This is a genomic window from Bordetella genomosp. 5 (assembly GCF_002261315.1).
In the GTDB taxonomy this organism is placed as follows: Bacteria; Pseudomonadota; Gammaproteobacteria; order Burkholderiales; family Burkholderiaceae_B; genus Bordetella.
In genome coordinates, this window is the sequence record NZ_NEVP01000001.1 from 92,084 (window position 1) to 110,217 (window position 18,134).

The 18,134-nt window shown below is 67.2% G+C and carries 12 protein-coding genes; 8 read left to right on the top strand and 4 right to left on the bottom strand.

The features are described 5' to 3' along the window. The first annotated feature begins 372 nt into the window (after positions 1–372). From CAL25_RS00420 to CAL25_RS00450, 7 genes are read left to right on the top strand one after another with little or no spacing between them, the layout of a single operon-like run. Positions 373–2,325, top strand: coding sequence for an acyltransferase family protein (locus CAL25_RS00420; protein WP_094797986.1), 1,953 nt, complete (start codon positions 373–375; stop codon positions 2,323–2,325). A 40-nt stretch (positions 2,326–2,365) separates the two neighbouring features. Then, a complete protein-coding gene (locus CAL25_RS00425) occupies positions 2,366–3,199 on the top strand; it encodes an ABC transporter permease (RefSeq protein ID WP_432759214.1) in 834 nt (277 codons plus the stop codon). Continuing rightward, positions 3,189–4,517: an ABC transporter ATP-binding protein gene (locus tag CAL25_RS00430; protein ID WP_094797988.1), complete on the top strand. Its 1,329-nt coding sequence runs from the start codon at positions 3,189–3,191 to the stop codon at positions 4,515–4,517. The genes CAL25_RS00425 and CAL25_RS00430 overlap by 11 nt, the downstream gene beginning before the upstream one ends. 15 nt (positions 4,518–4,532) lie before the next feature. Next, complete coding sequence (locus CAL25_RS00435) at positions 4,533–5,456, top strand: class I SAM-dependent methyltransferase (RefSeq protein ID WP_094797989.1); 924 nt, start codon at positions 4,533–4,535, stop codon at positions 5,454–5,456. Next, positions 5,453–7,447 (top strand): glycosyltransferase, encoded by a 1,995-nt coding sequence (locus CAL25_RS00440; RefSeq protein ID WP_094797990.1) that lies wholly within the window; start codon positions 5,453–5,455, stop codon positions 7,445–7,447. The genes CAL25_RS00435 and CAL25_RS00440 overlap by 4 nt, the downstream gene beginning before the upstream one ends. A gap of 49 nt (positions 7,448–7,496) precedes the next feature. Continuing rightward, positions 7,497–8,366: a cell division protein ZapB gene (locus CAL25_RS00445; RefSeq protein ID WP_094797991.1), complete on the top strand. Its 870-nt coding sequence runs from the start codon at positions 7,497–7,499 to the stop codon at positions 8,364–8,366. A 48-nt stretch (positions 8,367–8,414) separates the two neighbouring features. Next, the gene (locus CAL25_RS00450) at positions 8,415–9,578 is read left to right on the top strand and encodes a hypothetical protein (RefSeq protein WP_094797992.1); all 1,164 of its coding nucleotides are present in this window, start codon (positions 8,415–8,417) and stop codon (positions 9,576–9,578) included. 21 nt (positions 9,579–9,599) lie between these two features. Here CAL25_RS00450 and CAL25_RS00455 read toward each other — a convergent pair whose 3' ends face one another. The 4 genes from CAL25_RS00455 to CAL25_RS00470 all read right to left on the bottom strand — a co-directional run bounded on the left by CAL25_RS00455 (position 9,600) and on the right by CAL25_RS00470 (position 14,893). Further along, the gene (locus tag CAL25_RS00455; RefSeq protein WP_170948353.1) at positions 9,600–11,084 is read right to left on the bottom strand and encodes a TolC family outer membrane protein; all 1,485 of its coding nucleotides are present in this window, start codon (positions 11,082–11,084) and stop codon (positions 9,600–9,602) included. A gap of 225 nt (positions 11,085–11,309) precedes the next feature. Continuing rightward, positions 11,310–12,413, bottom strand: coding sequence for an MraY family glycosyltransferase (locus tag CAL25_RS00460; RefSeq protein WP_094797994.1), 1,104 nt, complete (start codon positions 12,411–12,413; stop codon positions 11,310–11,312). Positions 12,414–12,946: 533 nt separating this feature from the next. Beyond that, positions 12,947–13,459 (bottom strand): single-stranded DNA-binding protein, encoded by a 513-nt coding sequence (gene ssb, locus CAL25_RS00465; RefSeq protein ID WP_094797995.1) that lies wholly within the window; start codon positions 13,457–13,459, stop codon positions 12,947–12,949. Between the two features lie 249 nt (positions 13,460–13,708). Continuing rightward, entirely contained in the window at positions 13,709–14,893 is a 1,185-nt protein-coding gene (locus tag CAL25_RS00470; protein ID WP_094797996.1) for an MFS transporter, read from the bottom strand. A 316-nt stretch (positions 14,894–15,209) separates the two neighbouring features. Between CAL25_RS00470 and uvrA the strand changes: the two genes are divergently transcribed. Then, a complete protein-coding gene (gene uvrA / locus CAL25_RS00475; RefSeq protein WP_094797997.1) occupies positions 15,210–18,068 on the top strand; it encodes an excinuclease ABC subunit UvrA in 2,859 nt (952 codons plus the stop codon). Positions 18,069–18,134 lie beyond the last annotated feature (66 nt).

Sequence of the window (18,134 nt, forward strand, 5' to 3'; positions counted from 1 at the left end):
CAACATTTCGAGAGAGTCCATGACAATGCTGCGAGTTAGCAGCGCATTTCATGCTCCGAAGCTACTATTCACGCAAATTGCGCTTCCCGCTCAAATCAATTGTTAGTGAATATGTGGGGTCAGGGGCGGTCCCGGGATTGCCGGTGACTTCTCGCCACGATCGCCACATGTCATACAAGTAGACCGGGAATGACACCAAATTTGCGACGGTTGTCGTCGATTGTCGTCAGATTGGCGTGGACCCTCCCTCTTTAAGAATGTCTTTAACGATCACGTTCCGTCCTGCGAAAGTACGCGCCCCGTGGAGCGCCCTCTCGGGCGTTTCGCCTAGGCCTGGACCAGCCCGGATGGTGTCGTTTGCACACCACTTTTATGACTAGACCTACCGGCTACCGGCCCGACATCGACGGGCTACGCGCCTTTGCCGTGACTGTTGTCGTCCTCTACCACGCTGCCCCCGATTGGCTCCGGGGCGGCTTCGCGGGCGTCGACGCGTTTTTCGTGATCTCGGGCTTTCTGATCACGCGCATCCTGTTGTCGGAGTCCGCGGTCGCGGGCGAAAGGCGCGGTGCGCTCAGCACGTTCTATGCCCGACGCATCCGCCGCCTGTTCCCGGCCCTGGTCGTGGTGAGCGCGGCCAGCCTGGCGCTGGGCGCGCTGTTTCTGCTGCCGGCCGACTACGCCCAGCTGGGCCGGCACACCGCCGCGGGCGCGGCCTTCGTCGCCAACCTGGTGCTCTGGCAGGACGTGAACTACTTCGCGGGCGTGGCCGAGGCCAAGCCGCTGCTGCATCTGTGGTCGCTGGGGATCGAGGAACAGTTTTACCTGTTGTGGCCGTTTTTACTCTGGCTGCCCCCGCGCCGCCGCGGCGTCCTGCTGTGGGTGCTGGGCGGGGTGACGCTGGCCAGCCTGATCGCCTCCGGCTGGCTGAGCGTGAAGGATCCGACGGCCGGGTTCTACGCCCCGTGGTCCCGCTTCTGGGAGCTGGGCGCCGGCGGCCTGCTGGCCGTCTGGGGCCTGGGCCGCGACGGCCAGACCCCGGGCCCGTCCCGGCGGGCCGACCTGCTGTCGTGGATCGGGGTCGCCCTGCTGGCCGTGACGCTGATCGTCGCCCGGCCCGACCGGCTCTTTCCCATGCCGGCGGCGCTGCTGCCGGTGGCCGGTGCCCTGCTGCTGATCGCGGCCGGGCCCCACGCCTGGGTCAACCGCCGGCTGCTGTCGCGTCCGGCCGTGGTCTGGCTGGGCCGGATCAGCTACCCCCTCTATTTGTGGCACTGGCCCATGCTGTCGTTTTTGCGGGTGCGCTACACCGACCTGGCCGGACCGGCGCTGGCGCTGGCCACGGCCGCCGCGATCGCGGCGAGCGTGCTGCTTGCCTGGCTCACCTATCGTTATATCGAGCAGCCCATCCGGCACGCCCGCAATCCCGGCCGCCGCACCACGGGCCTGCTCGCGGCGGCGATGGTGGCGACGGCCGGCGCGGGCGTCTGGATCTGGAGCCAGCAGGGGCTGGCGCAGCGCCTGCCCGAGAGCGTCCGGACCCTGGCCAGCGCGCCGCTGCTGACCCCGGCCTGGCACGCGGGCCTGCGCGACGGGATTTGTCACAACATGATCTACCGCGGCAACCTGGGCGACCCCGCCACCTGTTTCCCGGCCGGCCATCCCAGCGCCCTGCTGTGGGGCGACTCCCATGCGGCCGCGCTCTTTGCCGGCATGGCCACCCTGCCGGGCTGGTCGATGCAGCAGGCCACGACCGACGCGACCGCGCCGCTGTTCGGCACCGACCTGCGCAACAATCTCCAGCGTCCGCTGGACACCATCAACACGCGCATCCTGCAGCAGGTGTCGGCGCAGCCGCCCGACCTGATCCTGCTGCACGCGTTCTGGGAAGGCTACAAGCTCTCGACCGAGGCGCTGCAACGGGCCCTGGTCGACACGGTGGAGCGGATCCGCCGTGCCGCCCCCGGATCCCGGGTGGTCGTGCTCGGGCCGGTGCCGGTCTGGCGCTCGTCTTTGCAACAAAACCTGCTGAACTACGCCCGCGGCCACGACGGCGCGCTCGCCCCGGCGCAAATGGCCTACGGCCAGCTGCGCTCCAGCCGCGCGCTGGATCAAACGCTGCAACAGGGCCTGGCCCAGGCCGGCGTGGACTACATCTCGCTGTATCCGCTGCTGTGCCAGGATCGGGCCTGCCTGGCGCGCCGGGACGCCACCCCGGAAGGGCTGGCCTACGTCGATGGCGGCCACCTGTCGCTGAGCGGCGCGACCACCCTCGCGCAACGCCTGTTGCCTCTGTTACAGCGTGACGGTGTGACCGGGAAATGACGGTCACACGCGGCACTACAATAGCGCCTTTCCCGATCGCATGACCCGACGCACATCTATGACGCCAGCCCCCGCAACGCCAGCCAGCCGCTTCACGCTCTGGCAGCATCGCCGTCTGCTTATGACCCTGACCTGGCGCGATGTGCTGGGACGCTACCGAGGCTCCGCGGGCGGATTGGTCTGGTCTTTGGTCACGCCGATTCTGATGCTGTCGGTCTATACCGTGGTGTTCAGCGGCATCTTCCGGGCGCGCTGGTCGCAGGACACGCAAAGCCCCATCGACTACGCCCTGCAATTGTTCGTCGGGCTGATCATTCACGGCCTGGCCGCCGAGTGCCTCAACCGCTCGCCGGGCCAGATCGTCGGCAACGTCAGCTACGTGAAGCGCGTGGTGTTCCCGCTCGAGACCCTGCCGGCGGTGGGTCTGCTGTCGGCGCTGTTTCACTTCCTGATCAGCCTGACCGTGCTGCTCGCCTTTTATGCCATCGTGCACCACTCGCTGCACCTCACCGTGCTGTGGCTGCCGGTGATTCTGCTGCCGTATTTCGTGCTGCTCGCCGGCGTGGCGTGGGCATTGGCCGGCCTGGGCGTGTATCTGCGCGACGTCAGCCAGATCACCGGGCTGTTCACCACGATCCTGATGTTTCTCTCGCCGGTGTTCTATCCGGCGTCCGCGCTGCCGGACAGCTTCCAGACCATCTTCGCCTTCAATCCGCTCACGCTGATCATCGAACAATCGCGCCAGGTCGTGCTGCACGGCGGCCGGCCCGACTTCGCGGCGCTGGGGGTGTACAGCCTCGTGGCGTGCGTGGTGGCGGTCGTCGGCTACCGTGCTTTCCGAGTGATGAAAAAAGGATTCGCTGATGTGCTCTGACATCGCCATCTCCGTGGCCGACGTCAGCAAGACGTTCCGCCTGTACCGCCGTCCGCAGGATCGCCTGCTGCAGCGCCTGTTCCCGAAGAAGAAAATGTTCCGGGAGTTTCACGCGCTGTCGGGCGTGAGTTTCGACGTCAAGCGCGGCGAAACCGTCGGCATCATCGGCCGCAACGGCTCCGGCAAATCCACGCTGCTGCAATTGATCTGCGGCACCCTGACCCCCACGCTGGGCCAGATCAGCGTGCATGGCCGCGTCGCCGCCCTGCTCGAGCTGGGCGCGGGCTTCAATCCGGAATTCACCGGGCGCGAAAACGTCTACCTGAACGCCGCGATCCTGGGCCTGAGCCGGCAGCAGATCGACGCCCGGCTGCAGGACATCTTCGACTTCGCCGAGATCGGCGATTTCGTCGACCAACCGGTCAAGACCTATTCCTCGGGCATGTACGTGCGGCTGGCCTTTGCCGTCATCGCGCACGTCGATGCCGACATCCTGATCATCGACGAAGCCCTGGCCGTGGGCGACGCGCTGTTCACGCAAAAGTGCATGCGCTTCCTGCGCCGCTTCCGCGAGACCGGCACCGTGCTGTTCGTGAGCCACGACAGCGCGGCCGTCACCAACCTCTGTCAGCGCGCGATCTGGCTGCGCGAAGGCCAGGTCGTCGAACAGGGCGAGGCCAAGGCCGTGTGCGAGTCTTATCTGGCCTCGCTGTTCGAAAGCAACAACCGCAAGGTGGTGCGCGAGGCCGCGACGCCCGCGACCGAAGTCGAGTGGGTCGACCAGCGCCGCGACTTCATCAACGCCAGCAATCTGCGCAACGACCTCGAAGTGTTCCGCTTCGATCCGGCGCAGGCGAGCTTCGGCGAGGGCGGCGCGACCGTCGAAAACGTGTTCCTGTCCAACGACGCGGGCGAGCCGCTGGCGTGGGTGGTGGGCGGCGAGGCCGTCACGCTGCATCTGCGCGTGCGCGCCAATCAATATCTCGAACGACCCATCGCCGGCTTCTACGTCAAAGACCGCCTGGGCCAGACGCTGTTCGGCGACAACACGTATCTCACCTACGCCGACGATCCGCAGCCGGTCGAAAGCGGCGCGGTGTTCAACGCCCGCTTCCGCTTTCCCATGCCGCTGCTGCCGGTCGGCGATTATTCGATCGCCGTGGCGGTGGCCGACGGTACGCAGGCCGAGCATCGCCAGCACCACTGGATCCACGATGCGGTGTTGTTCCGCTCGCATCACAGCGGATTGGCCAACGGCCTGGTCGGCGTCCCGATGCTCGACATCAGCCTGGAACCCTCCGCCGATGACAAGGCCTGATCACAGGACCACGCCATGAGCACCGACGCGCTCCGCTATCACTACGATTTCGACCCGAGCGGCGACGGCACGGCGGCGCGCGTGTGTCGCCTGGCCGCCGCGGGACAGCGCGTCCTCGAGCTCGGTTGCGCGGCCGGCGCCATGTCCGCCGTGCTGAGCCGTCACTACGGCTGTGAAGTCACCGGCGTCGAGTACGACGCCGCCGCCGGCGCGCTGGCGCGCGAGCACTGCGCCGAGGTGCTGCAGGCCAACCTGGACCTGCCCGACTGGTCGGCCCCGCTGGCCGGCCGGCGCTTCGACACGGTGCTTGCCGCCGACGTGCTCGAGCACCTGCGCGATCCGCGCCAGTGTCTGGCACGCGTCCTGCCGCTGCTCGAACCCGACGGCCAGCTCGTGATCTCGGTGCCCAACATCAGCCACGCCGGCGTCATCGCGAGCCTGCTGTGCGATGACTTCGCCTACCGCGACACGGGCCTGCTGGACCGCACCCATATTCACTTCTTCACCGCGCACACGCTGGGTCAGGCACTCGCCGACGCGGGCTTCGTCGTCGAGTCGTTCGATTCCGTCGACACCGGCCCGTGGCATCCCGAGTTCGCCGAATACTGGGCGCGCCTGCCCGAGGCCGTGCGCGAGTGGCTGGCGCAGAATCCCGCCGGACGTGCGTTCCAGATCCTCGTCACGGCCCGCCCCGCGCGGCCGGCCGAGCCGGCCTCCGACGTGCTGAACCCGCGCCGCGAGGCGCAGCAGCACTGGCTGGCGCAGCCGCTGGCCGCACGCGACGACGCGGCCACCGCGCAGCTGCGGCAGGCCCTGGCAGACGCCGAGGCACAGCGCGACGACGCGCTGGCCGCCCGCCGTGCCATCGAACAATCGACCTTCTGGCGCATCACCTCTCCGCTGCGCCGCCTGTTGTCTCTACTGCGCGCGCGCTCATGAACGAACCCATGCCGGCCTCTCCGCTCGTCAGCGTCATCATTCCCTCGTACAACCACGACCGCTTCCTGCAGGAGGCGATCGACAGCGTGCTGACGCAGACGAACGTCGCGCTGGAACTGATCATCGTCGACGATGGCTCGCGCGACGACTCCTGGGCGCGCATCGAGCGCGCAAGCGCCAACGACGCCCGCGTGCGCGCCTTCGCGCAAACGAACCAGGGCGCGCATGCGGCGATCAACGCCGGCCTGCGCGCCAGCCGCGGCGACTACATCGCCATCCTGAACTCCGACGATCGCTTTCATCCCGGACGCCTGAGCCAACTGGTGGCGCTGGCGGGCGAGGGCTACGACTTCATCGCGACCGGCCTGCGATTGATCGACCAGGCCTCGCAGCCGATCCCGGACGCGCCCTGGCTCGACGAATATCGCCGCATGCGCCAGGCCGCCAGCCAGCGCGGCACCTGGGAAGCGCTGCTCGAGCGCAACTTCACGGTCTCGACTTCCAACTTCTTCTTCAGCCGCGCCCTGCTGGACGCCATCGGACCGATCCGGCCGCTGCGCTACAACATGGACTGGGACTGGGCCATCCGAGCCTATCTGCACGCGCCCGACCGGTTCGTGTGGCGCGACGACCTGACGCTGTGGGATTACCGGATTCACGGCGCGAACACGATTCTCGGCGGCCTGCCGCGCTCCGCGATCGAAGCCAACCACGTGCTCTACCGCGCGCTCGCCAAACGCTACGCCGTGCCGGGCCCCGCGCTCGCCGGTCTGCGCCGGCACTACAAGCTGGTGCGCCAGCAGCAGTGCCACGTGGTGGCCCGCGAGCGCGATACGTTCTGGGATGCGAAGCTGCAGGAGGCCCATGCGGGCTGGTCCGCCACGCGCGACGCCCATGACGAGGCGCACGCGCGGCTCGGCCAGACGCTGACCGAGCTTGGCGAAACTCGCACCACCCTCGCGCAGACGCAGGTGGTGGTGGCACAGACGCAGAACGCGCTGGCGCAGACCCAGTTCGAACTCGAAGCCATCCGCAACTCGCGCAGCTATCGCCTGGGCATGACGCTCACCAAGCCCCTGCGCTGGTGGAAAGACCGGCACCACCGCGCGGCCGCGCCGGCACAGCCGGCTCCCGTGCCCGCGCCCGTGCCGGCGCCCACGTCCGCCACCGCGGCCAACGTGCCGGTCGTGGCCGGCCCGCCCGCGCCGCGTTATCGCAAGCTGGCGCTGGATCGCCCCGCCGCCACGCCGGCCGCGCCGCGCGTGGCCGTGCACATTCATCTGCACTACACCGACCTGCTCGACGAAATGCTCGACGCGGTGGCGCATCTGCCCGGCCCGTTCGACCTCTTCATCACCACCAATCAGGACGCCCAGGCGTTGCGCGACGCCACGCACGCCCGCTTCCCCGGCGCGCAGGTGTGGCAGTGCCCGAACGTGGGCAAGGACATCGGCCCGTTCATCGATGCGCTCCAGCGCCATCGGCTGCATGAGTATGAGCTGGTGCTCAAACTGCACGGCAAGAAGAGCCGCAATCAGCCCAGCTACATGAACGCCGTGCGCGGCCTGTTCGGCAAGGATATCCAGGACGGCGACGACTGGCGCCGCAAGCTGGTGGCGCCGATCAGCGGCAGCACGGCCCGCGTGCAAGCCATCTACGACGCCTTCGAGGCCGATCCGCAGCTGGGCATGGTGGGCGCCGCGCGCTTCATCTGCCGCGCCCCCGATGCCGACGCCAGCGCCTACCTGGCCCTGTGCGCCCGACTCGGCATTTCCCAGGAGATTCTGTTCTTCGGCGGCACGATGTTCTGGGTGCGTGGCGCCGTCCTCGCTCCCCTGGTCGACGCGGGGCTCACCCAGGACGACTTCGACGCCGCGCATCAGGCCAGCGTGGAGAGTTCGCTCGAACACCAGATGGAACGCGTGTTCGGCGGCCTGACCGCCCTCGCCCGCATGGAGGTCGGCGGCGTCGCCGACCTGTCCGCACGATAAGTACAATGAGCCCGGCGCCCGGGGCGCCTGGCTCGATAACCGCTCCTCCATGAACTATTTTCAAACACCCGTATTCCTGATTGCATTCAACCGGCTCGAAGCCCTGCTTCAGGTCGTGGCATGGTTGGAACGCGCCGGCTATACCAATATTCACATCATCGATAATGCGTCGACCTACCCGCCGTTGGTCGCGTATCTCGAAACCTGTACGCATCACGTGCATCGCATGGACCGCAATTACGGTCACCTGGTGCTGTGGGACAGCGGCAAATTCGATCACATCATCAAGACGCAGAATTTCGTGCTGAGCGATTGCGATATTCTGCCGGACCAGGATTGCCCGCCCGACGTCGTGGAAAAACTCGCCGGGATTCTGGCGCGTTATCCCAACTTCACCAAAGTGGGTTTATCGCTGCGCATCGATGATCTGCCCGATCATTATTCGCTCAAGCGCAAGGTGCTCGAATGGGAAGCCCCGTTCTGGGAGCATCCGCTCGAAGAAGGCACCTTGTTCGAGGCCGCGGTCGATACCACGTTCGCCTATTACCGGCCGGGCATCGCCCCCAAGGACAAGCGCTGGTGGCGCTCCATCCGCACCGCCGCGCCCATGACCGCGCGGCATCTGCCCTGGTACGCCAATACCGATAAGCTGTCCGAAGAAGACATCTACTATCAAACCCACTTGAAGGAAATGTCTTCGCAATGGAGCACCACCGACCCGGTCGTGCTCAAAGAACAAAACATCAAGCTGCAGGCGGAAGTCCACGCACTGCGGCATGAGCTCGAACTGCTGCGCCAAAGCCCGGTAGCGCACTGGAAAATGACGACACGGCGCCGGATCATTCAGCTTCTGGATAAATTCGGGGTAGGCAAACTGGCTCGCGCCATCCGCAACAAGATTTTCGGCCGCTGGCCGTGATTCCCGCGACACGCTCGCCGGTTAGACACGTTTTCTGAAAAGCGAAAAATGAAATACTTCTTCACGTCCATCAATAACGCCTACATCCCCAAAGCCATCACGCTCGCGGAATCGCTGCGACGCGTTTATGGCAGCGAAGCGCATGTCACCTGCATGCTCTCCGACGCGAAGCGCGACGACATCGATTATTCCGCCTTCGACGATGTATTGACGATCGACCAGCTCGACCTGCCCGTGCCCTCGCTCGAGGCATGGATCTTCAAGCACACCGTGGTCGAGCTGTGCACGGCGGTCAAGCCCTGGGCGTTCAAGAAGATCTTCGCGCGCTACAACGCCGATACGGTGCTGTACATGGATCCCGACACGGTGGCGTACTCGCCGCTGGACGAGATCTACGAGACGCTGGCGCAGCATCCGGTGATTCTCACGCCGCACGTGAGCGTGCCGGCTCAGGACGACGACGATCTGTTCGACGGCGAAATGCTCGGCTGCCTGCGCCACGGCGTGTTCAACCTGGGCTTTCTGGCGCTCGCGAATCACGGCGAAGGCGTGTCGTTCCTCGACTGGTGGGCCGAGCGTTGCCTGCACTGGTGCTACGACGACGCCAACAAGGGCCTGTTCACCGACCAGCGCTGGATCGACCTGGCGCCCTGCTTCTTCCCGACCCTGCACGTGTTGCGCCACCCGGGCTACAACATGGCGACCTGGAACCTGTATTACCGCCAGCTCAGCAAGGACGCGCAGGGCAACATCATGGTCAATGGCACCGAGCGCCTGCGCTTCTTCCACTTCTCGGGTTTCGACATCGGCACGCACGAGCTGATGCTCAAGAAGCACGCCCCGCGCGACACCCTGCTGCACGAAATGAGCGACTGGTACATCGAGCAGCAGAAGCGCCACGAGCAAGAGCGTCTGGGCCGCCGCCCCGGCGTGCACGACTTCCTCGCCGACGGCACCAAGATCGAACGCGACTGGCGCTTCACGTATCGCGCCGACGCCGACCTGATCGCCCGCTTCCCGCGCCCGTACAGCGAAACCGGCTTCAAACAGTGGATCGAGCGCAACCAGTCGGCCGCGCCCCAGACCGTCGAGCGTCAGCCCACGCTGCTGGGCAAGGTCGCCAATCGGATCAAGCGCCACCCGCGTCTGGTGCTGTGGCTGAACCAGGCGCTGCCGGCCACGCTGCGCGCGCGGCTCAAGCGCCGGCTGTAAAAGACTGCGAGACCCGGCGCATCAGCGAGACAGCCGATGCGCCCCCTCCGGCCATTCCGCCAGCAGCACGGGCGGCGCCGACACGGCGACGCCCCCGGGCGCACTGACGCGCACCGACACGACACGCCCCAGATAGCGGGCATCGATATCGTCGAACTGGAACGAGCTCAGATCGCCCGCGGCGGCGTAGAGCGCGGCCTGCCCCATCAGATAGCGCAAGCGGCCCGTGATCAGCGCGTAGCGCGCTTGATCGGCGCGATCTTCCATGCGCAGCACGTCGAGGTTGCTCGATACGCCGAGGCGGAAGCCTTCGCGCACGGCCTGCAGCGCGAGCTCGCTGGACTCCACCGCGCGGGTCAGCGCGGCGACGCGTTCGACGCCGCTCTGCACGGCCGTGTACTGACGCGTCACTTCGGCGGCGGTTTTCTCGAGCGCGGCATCGAGCTCTTCCTGCCGCTGCCGCTGGATCGCCACCGCCCGCGCCTTGTTGGCCGAGTTGTAGCCGCCCGTGAAGATCGGAATATTGACCTGCACCCCGATGGTGAAGGTGTTGCTCTTCTGGCTCAGCGTCGACAGGTTTTCGCTGTCGGCCTTGGCCAGCGCGGCGACCAGATTGACCGTGGGCAGGAAGCGGCTCTGCGCCACCGACAGCTCGGCGTCGGCCACCGCCACGGCTTCGCGCGCGGCGCGCACCTCGGCATTGTTGGCACGCGCACGCTCCTGCCAGACCTGCAGATCCTCGGGCATCGGTTGAGGCTGCTGCGAGTTCGCGCCCCACACCGAAATAAAGTCGGGGCGTACGCCGGTCACGGCGGCCAGCGAACGGATCGCGATCTCGAGCTGGTCGTAGGCGGAAATCGCGTCGGCCCGTGCCACGGCCAGGCGCGCCTCGGTCTCCTGCGCATCGCGCGCCGACCCCTCGTTATGCTCCGCCAGCGCGAGCTGCGTGCGCACCTGCGTTTCAAATGAACGCACGCGGCCGTACTGCAGTTCGAGGTTTTCGTAGGCCAGCACCAGATTGAAATAGCTCTGGGCCCAGCGGGTCGCGGCCTGCTGCTGCTGCACGGCGAACTGCTGCTGCGCCTGATCGGCCAGGGCGCCGCCACGCCGGTAATTGGAATACAGACCGTAGTCGAGCAGCGGCTGCTGCAACTGCAGATACGCGCTGGTGCTGTCGTAGTCGAGGTCGAAGCCCACGCGCTGGCCCAGGAAATTGGGCTGGCTCGCGCGGCCGGTCACCTGGCTCTTCACATAGCCGCCCTGCACCTGCGGAAACAGGCGGGCGCGGCCCAGGTTCCGTTCGGTCTCGCCGGCGTTGCGCGCACTGGCGGCCGCGCGCAGCACCGGGTCGTAGCTCTGTGCATCGCGCCACACCGTGGACAGGCTCGTGACATCCACGACCTCGCCGACGGCATAGCCCGCGGGCCGGGCGGCAGCGGGATTCCACGACACCTCATCCTGCCCGTGCGCGAACGGACTCGACAGGCACGCGATGGCGCACAGCAAGGTACCCCGCCAGCGCGCATGTCGGAGTCGCGGGGTCGCAACTTCGCAACGCGCCGGCGTCGGCGGCAGAGAAAACGGAAATCGCATAGGGAAGAGAAGAGCGGATGCGTGAAACGTTCAGCACCGCGGCGGCACGGGCGGCAAAGCGCCCACATGCGGAGGAAAATAGTACCACGCCGGCCCCCGATTCCCGGCCGCGTGGCCGGGCCCCGCCCCGCGGGGGAATCAGTGCCGGCGCTTCTTCTTGACGATCATCCACTTGGGCATGCGGAACAGCACCAGGCGGCGATACAGCACGATGTACGTCGCGGCGAACGCGAAGGTACAGAGCATCAGGATCACCGGCGACTGCCAGAACAGCACCGCCGGAATGCCCGCCAGCGACGACAGCACCCACAGGTACGGCGACGTGAGCGAGTTGCGCTGGGTCATGTGGCGCGCCTCGCGCGAGCCCACGGCCCAGCGCACCACACGCTTGTAGATCAGCATGTGCAGATGCACGCCGTCGGGCGCGCCGGGCGAGCGCCCCCGCAGGAATCGCTTCCGGTAAATCGAAAACAAGGTTTCGAACACAGGATAGATGCACAGCAGCAGCGGGAACCACGCAGAGATCTGCGGGTGCCGCGCCAGCATGAGCACCGACAGCTCGCCGATCACGAAGCCCAGGAAATACGCGCCGCCGTCGCCCAGAAACACGTGGCCGCGCGGATAGTTCCACACCAGGAATCCGAGCACGGCGCCCAGCGTGGTCAGGGCCACCACCAGCAGGAAGCGGTCGCCGATATAGAACGAGACATAGGCCAGCCCGGCCAGAATCATCGCCGACACGACCGCCGCCAGACCGTTGAAGCCGTCGATGATGTTGATCGCGTTGGCCGCGCCACCGATGGCGAACGCGGTCACGAGCAGCGAGATCGGAGCGAAGGTGAGCAGCCAGTCCACGCCGATGATGTCGAGCCGGGTGACGGCGCCATCGAGCAGGTAATAGGCCATCACGCCCGACAGCATCGCCAGCCCCAGACGCACCAGCACCCGGACCTGCTTGGTCAGGTCTTCGAGGAAGCCGCCCATGAACACGGGCGCGGCACAGGCCAGCAGCAGCACGACGCTCGGCAGGATGTCCGGTTCGCGGAACGCCACCAGCGCACAGCCCACCAGCATCGCAATGATGAGCGACAGCCCGCCGATACGCGGGACGGGCCGGCAATGGAATTTTTGAATGCCGTCGAGGTCGTGATCGGCCGTCAGGCCGCCGTGCCAGGAGCGATACCGCACGATCAGCAGGGTCGAGATCAGGGAGACCAGGAATGCCACAAGGACATACAGCATGAGAAACGAACCAAGTTAGATTTTAAAATTGTAAGCTGCGTACGCGCCTTACCCAGGCGCAGCAGTGTGACCGCTCGCTTCACGGGACGCCCGAAGTCCCTGGCAACTTTGCCGCGCCACCCCTCGCCGCGGTCAGCCTCCGGCGCAATTCTAAGCCACCGCGGCGTGCCCACTGCCCGCCCCCGGCAAACATTTCCCTGAATTTCATCTCTGCCGCCCCCATGGGATGCGTGCCACCGGCCGCGTTGCCCGCACGGGCGGCCTTCCCGCCAACGGTGGGGGCAGCGGCGCGTGGCGCCGGACACCGTTGATCGTCAGGAGCCCTCGCGCACTATCGGACCGACCGCCCCGGAGGACCGGCGTGCGGGCGCGGCAACCATGGGCACCGCTTACGCACCGGCGCAGCTCAACAACCGACTGTCATGAGCATGAGCTCCACGCACCCAAGCCAGCGCCTTGGCCTCGAACAACACCAAAGAAAAAGCCCGCTCCAAATAGGAAGCGGGCTCTTGCGCGGGAAGGCGCGCTGGCGATCAGAACGGAATGTCGTCGTCCATGTCGGCCAGGTTGGCGCCACCGGACTGCGCGGGGGCCTGGCGCGGCTGCTGTTGCTGCGCCGGGCGCTGGGGCGCCGGGGCGCGCTGCTGGCGCTGCGGGGCCTCGTCGTAGCCGCCACCGCCGCCACCGTAGCCGCCCTCGCCGCCGCCTTCGCGGCCACCCAGCATCTGCATCTGGTCGGCAACGATTTCGGTGCTGTAGCGGTCGGCGCCGGTGTCCTTGTCTTGCCACTTGCGGGTCTTCAGGCGGCCCTCGATGTAGACCGAGCGGCCCTTCTTGAGGTACTCGCCGGCGATTTCGGCCAGGCGGTTGTACATCACGACGCGGTGCCATTCGGTCTCTTCGCGGCGCTCGCCGCTCGCCTTGTCTTTCCACTGGCTGGTGGTGGCGATCGAGACGTTGCAGATGGCGGCGCCATCCGGGCTGTAGCGCACCTCGGGATCGCGCCCCAGGTTGCCGACGATGATTACTTTATTGACCGATGCCATGACCGAAGCCCCTCAATGGTTGTTTACTGCCCGCGCCCCCGCGGAAGCGCACCGGGCAGCGTACAACGCAAAATGCTGTTTAAGACTGGCCTCAACGAACACGCCGGTTCCGAGCGAAACCGGCGTGAGGATGAGGCATTGAATGGCCGTCATTATCGACGATTAGACCCGGCCCCGCAAAGTGCCCGGCGGGACGTCGATGTCACTCGGGGTAACACCTGCACGGCCGGGCCGGATACCCGCGCCGCCTCAGGGCAGCGGCTTGAGCGCCCAGGTCACGGCCAGCCAGGCCAGGGACAGGGCCGCGGCCAGCAGGAACACCCCGTTGGCCCCGCCGTGCGCCGCGATCCAGCCGCCCAGCGCCCCGCCCGTGAACAGGCCGGCCGCCTGCGCCGTGTTGTAAAAGCCCAGGGCCAGGCCCTTGTACGACTGCGGCGCCACGCGCGACACCAGCGACGGCTGCAGGGCTTCCAGCACGTTGAACGCCACGAAGAAGCCGATCAGCGCCAGCACCAGCGGATAGAAGCCGGCCCCCGCCGCGAGCGGCAGCAGGCCACACACCACGATCAGCAGGACCACCGACGCGCGCAGGGCGCCGCGATGGGCGCGGCGCTTTTCGGCCACGAACACCATGGGCACCATCAGCACGAACGACGCGAGGATGACGGGCAGGTAGACATGCCAGAGCTCGGCCGGGTTCAGGCCGCCCAGGCGCAGCAACAGCGTGGGCACGACCACGAACAGCGCCACCTGGATCAGATGCAGCACGAACACCCCGAAATTCAGGCGCAGCAGGTCGCCATGCAGCAAGACCTCGCGCGGCCGCGCGTTCATGGCGCGCGCCTGGGTGCGCGGCACGACCGGCACCGCCCAGCGGGCGACCGCCAGGCACACCAGCCCCAGCGAGGCGATGGTCCAGAAAAGACCGGGCAGGCCCCAGGCGCCCACCAGCACCGGCGCCAGCACCAGCGACAGCGCGAACGACAGCCCGATCGACCCGCCCACCATGGCCATGGCGCGCGTGCGCACCTCGTCGCGGGTCGCGTCGGCCAGCCAGGCGGTCACGGCGGCGGAAATGGCGCCCGAGCCCTGGATGGCCCGGCCCACGGTGATCCAGAAGACGTCGTCGGCCAGCGCGCACACGACGCTGCCCGCCACGAACAGCAGCAGGCCGGCCAGCACCACGGGCCGGCGGCCCCAGCGGTCGGAGGCCAGTCCGAACGGGATCTGCATCACGGCCTGCGTCAGGCCGTACATGCCCAGCGCCAGCCCGACCCGCACCGGATCGTCGCCGCCCGGCAGGCCCTGCGCGGCCACGGCGAACACCGGCAGCAGCAGGAACAGGCCCAGCATGCGACAGGCGAACAGCCCCGCGAGCGCGACGCTGGCGCGGCGTTCGGAGGGGGTCAGTTTCAGCTTGGGATGCGCGGCCATGAAGAGTGGGCTGGGTGAATAAGACGGGGGAGGACGGCCGGGCAGGCCCGACGCCTCGATTCCGAACCGCGTCGGCGCACCGGCGCGGTAAGCCCCTCGCCGTTCAGTCGGCGTGGGCACGACTGCATACGCCTTCAGGTTCGGCGCGCTATAGTACCAAGTTGGCCTTTGAAACTGCTTAAACCGGGTCGGATCACCGCGGGTCGCTGCGACCTCGCCGGAATCCCGCCTCACCGGTATCGGGCAGGCTCAATGCGCCGCGCAACACCGAAGCCGCGGGCCGGAAACGGCCCGGGCCACTCGCGCAAAGGGCTACATGGACGAGATACGCATCAGGGGTGCCCGCACCCACAATCTCAAGAATGTCTCGCTGGACCTGCCTCGCCACCGCCTGGTGGTGGTCACGGGTCTGTCCGGATCGGGCAAGTCGTCGCTCGCGTTCGACACCCTCTATGCCGAGGGGCAGCGGCGCTACGTCGAAAGCCTGTCCGCCTACGCGCGCCAGTTTCTCCAGCTGATGGACAAGCCCGACGTCGACCTGATCGAGGGCCTGTCCCCGGCGATCTCGATCGAACAAAAGGCCGCGGGCCACAATCCGCGCTCCACGGTCGGCACCATCACCGAGATCCACGACTACCTGCGCCTGCTCTACGCACGCGTGGGCACACCCTATTGTCCCGACCACGGCCTGCCGCTGCAGGCCCAGAGCGTGAGCCAGATGGTCGACGCCGTGCTGGGCTGGCCCGAAGAGGCCCGTCTTGCGGTGCTGGCGCCGATCGCGCGCGCCCGCAAGGGCAGCTTCGAAGACGAATGCGCCAGCCTGCAGGCGCAGGGCTATGTGCGGCTGCGCGTCGACGGCAAGCTGGTCGAGATCGACCAGATGGAGCCCCTGAAGAAAACCGAGAAGCACGACATCGACGTGGTGATCGACCGCCTGCGCGTGCGTGCCGAGAGCAAGCAGCGGCTGGCCGAGAGCTTCGAGACGGCACTGGGTCTGGCCGACGGCCGGGCGCTCGCGCTCGATCTCGACAGCGGCCGCGAGCAGGTGTTCTCCAGCCGCTATGCCTGCCCGGTGTGCAGCCACAGCCTGCCCGAGCTCGAGCCGCGTCTGTTCAGCTTCAACAATCCCATGGGCGCGTGCCCGTCGTGCGACGGCATCGGTCAGGTGGGTTTCTTCGACCCCAAGCGGGTCGTGGCCTTCCCCGAGCTCAGCCTCGCCGCCGGCGCCATCCGCGGCTGGGACAAGCGCAATGCCTTCACGCATTCGCTCCTCACCAGCCTCGCCACGCACTACGAATTCGATATCGAAACGCCCTTCGAAGAGCTCTCGGCCGATGTGCGCGACAAGGTGCTCAACGGCTCGGGCGAAGAAGAGATCTCGTTCTTCTACCTCAACGAAAAGGGGCGCAGCAGCGTCAAGCGCCACCCCTTCGAAGGCGTCATCCCCAACCTCGAACGGCGTTGGCGCGAGACCGACTCCACGACAGTGCGCGAAGAGCTCGGCAAGTACCGCAACATCAAGACCTGCCCCGACTGCGGCGGTTCGCGCCTGCGCCCGGAAGCGCGCCACGTGCTGATCGGCGACGAAGCGCGCGAAGGCCAGGAGCGCGGCCGCGCGATCTACGAGGTCGAGGCGATGCCGCTCTCGACCTGCCTGGGCTGGTTCCAGGCACTGACGCTCACCGGCGCCAAGCAGGAGATCGCGCAACGCATCGTGCGCGAGATCGAGGCGCGGCTGAGCTTTCTGAACAACGTCGGCCTGAACTATCTCTCGCTCGACCGCAGCGCCGACACGATTTCCGGCGGCGAGGCGCAGCGCATCCGGCTGGCCAGCCAGATCGGGTCGGGCCTCACCGGTGTGATGTATGTGCTCGACGAGCCGTCCATCGGTCTGCACCAGCGCGACAACGACCGCCTCATCGGCACGTTGCAGCACCTGCGCGATCTGGGCAACAGCGTGATCGTGGTCGAACACGATGAAGACATGATCCGCGCGTCCGACTGGGTCGTCGACATGGGCCCGGGCGCCGGCGAACACGGTGGCCAGGTGGTCGCACAGGGCACGCCCGACGCGGTCCAGCGCGATCCGCAATCGCTCACGGGTCAATACCTGAGCGGCGCGCGCGCCATCGCGGTGCCCAAGCGCCGCCCGGTCGACGGCGAGCTGCCCTGGCTCACGCTCAGCGGCGCCACCGGCAACAATCTCAAGTCCGTCGATCTCAGCATTCCGGCGGGCCGACTCGTCTGCGTGACGGGCGTGTCCGGTTCGGGCAAGTCCACCCTGGTCAACGACACGCTGGCCGTCGAAGTGGCGCGCCAGCTCAACCACGCCCAGGGCGAGCCCGCGCCGCACGCGGCCATCACGGGCCTGGAGCATTTCGACAAGATCATCAGCGTCGACCAAAGCCCGATCGGCCGCACGCCGCGCAGCAACCCCGCCACCTACACCGGCCTGTTCACGCCGATCCGCGAACTCTTCGCCGGCGTGCCCGAAGCCCGCACGCGCGGCTACGATCCCGGCCGCTTCAGCTTCAACGTCAAGGGCGGCCGCTGCGAGGCCTGCCAGGGCGACGGCGTGGTCAAGGTCGAGATGCACTTTCTGCCCGACATGTACGTGCCCTGCGACGTCTGTCACGGCAAGCGCTACAACCGCGAAACGCTCGAGATCCGCTATCGCGGGCGCAACATCAGCGAAGTGCTCGACCTCACGGTGGAGCAGGCACTCGAATACTTCGAATCGGTGCCGGCAATCGCGCGCAAGCTGCAGACCCTGATCGACGTGGGCCTGTCGTACATCCGTCTGGGCCAGAGCGCCACCACGCTGTCGGGCGGTGAAGCGCAGCGCGTGAAGCTCTCGCTCGAACTGTCGCGGCGCAGCACCGGCCGCACGCTCTACATTCTCGACGAGCCCACCACCGGCCTGCATTTCCGCGACATCGAGCTGCTGCTCGAAGTGCTCAACCAACTGGTCGAGAGCGGCAATACGGTCCTCATCATCGAGCACAACCTCGACGTCATCAAGACGGCCGATTGGCTCGTGGACATGGGCCCGGAGGGTGGCGACGGCGGCGGCCGGGTGGTCGCGCAGGGCACGCCCGAAGACGTGGCGGACAGCCCCGACAGCCACACCGGCCACTATCTGGCACGCGTGCTGGGCCGCAAAAAAACCAAGTAGACTTTCCGTCGATCGGGCCGGTGCGTACCTGCCCGCCCGCGCTCTCCGCGCACTTCCCAGACGGCA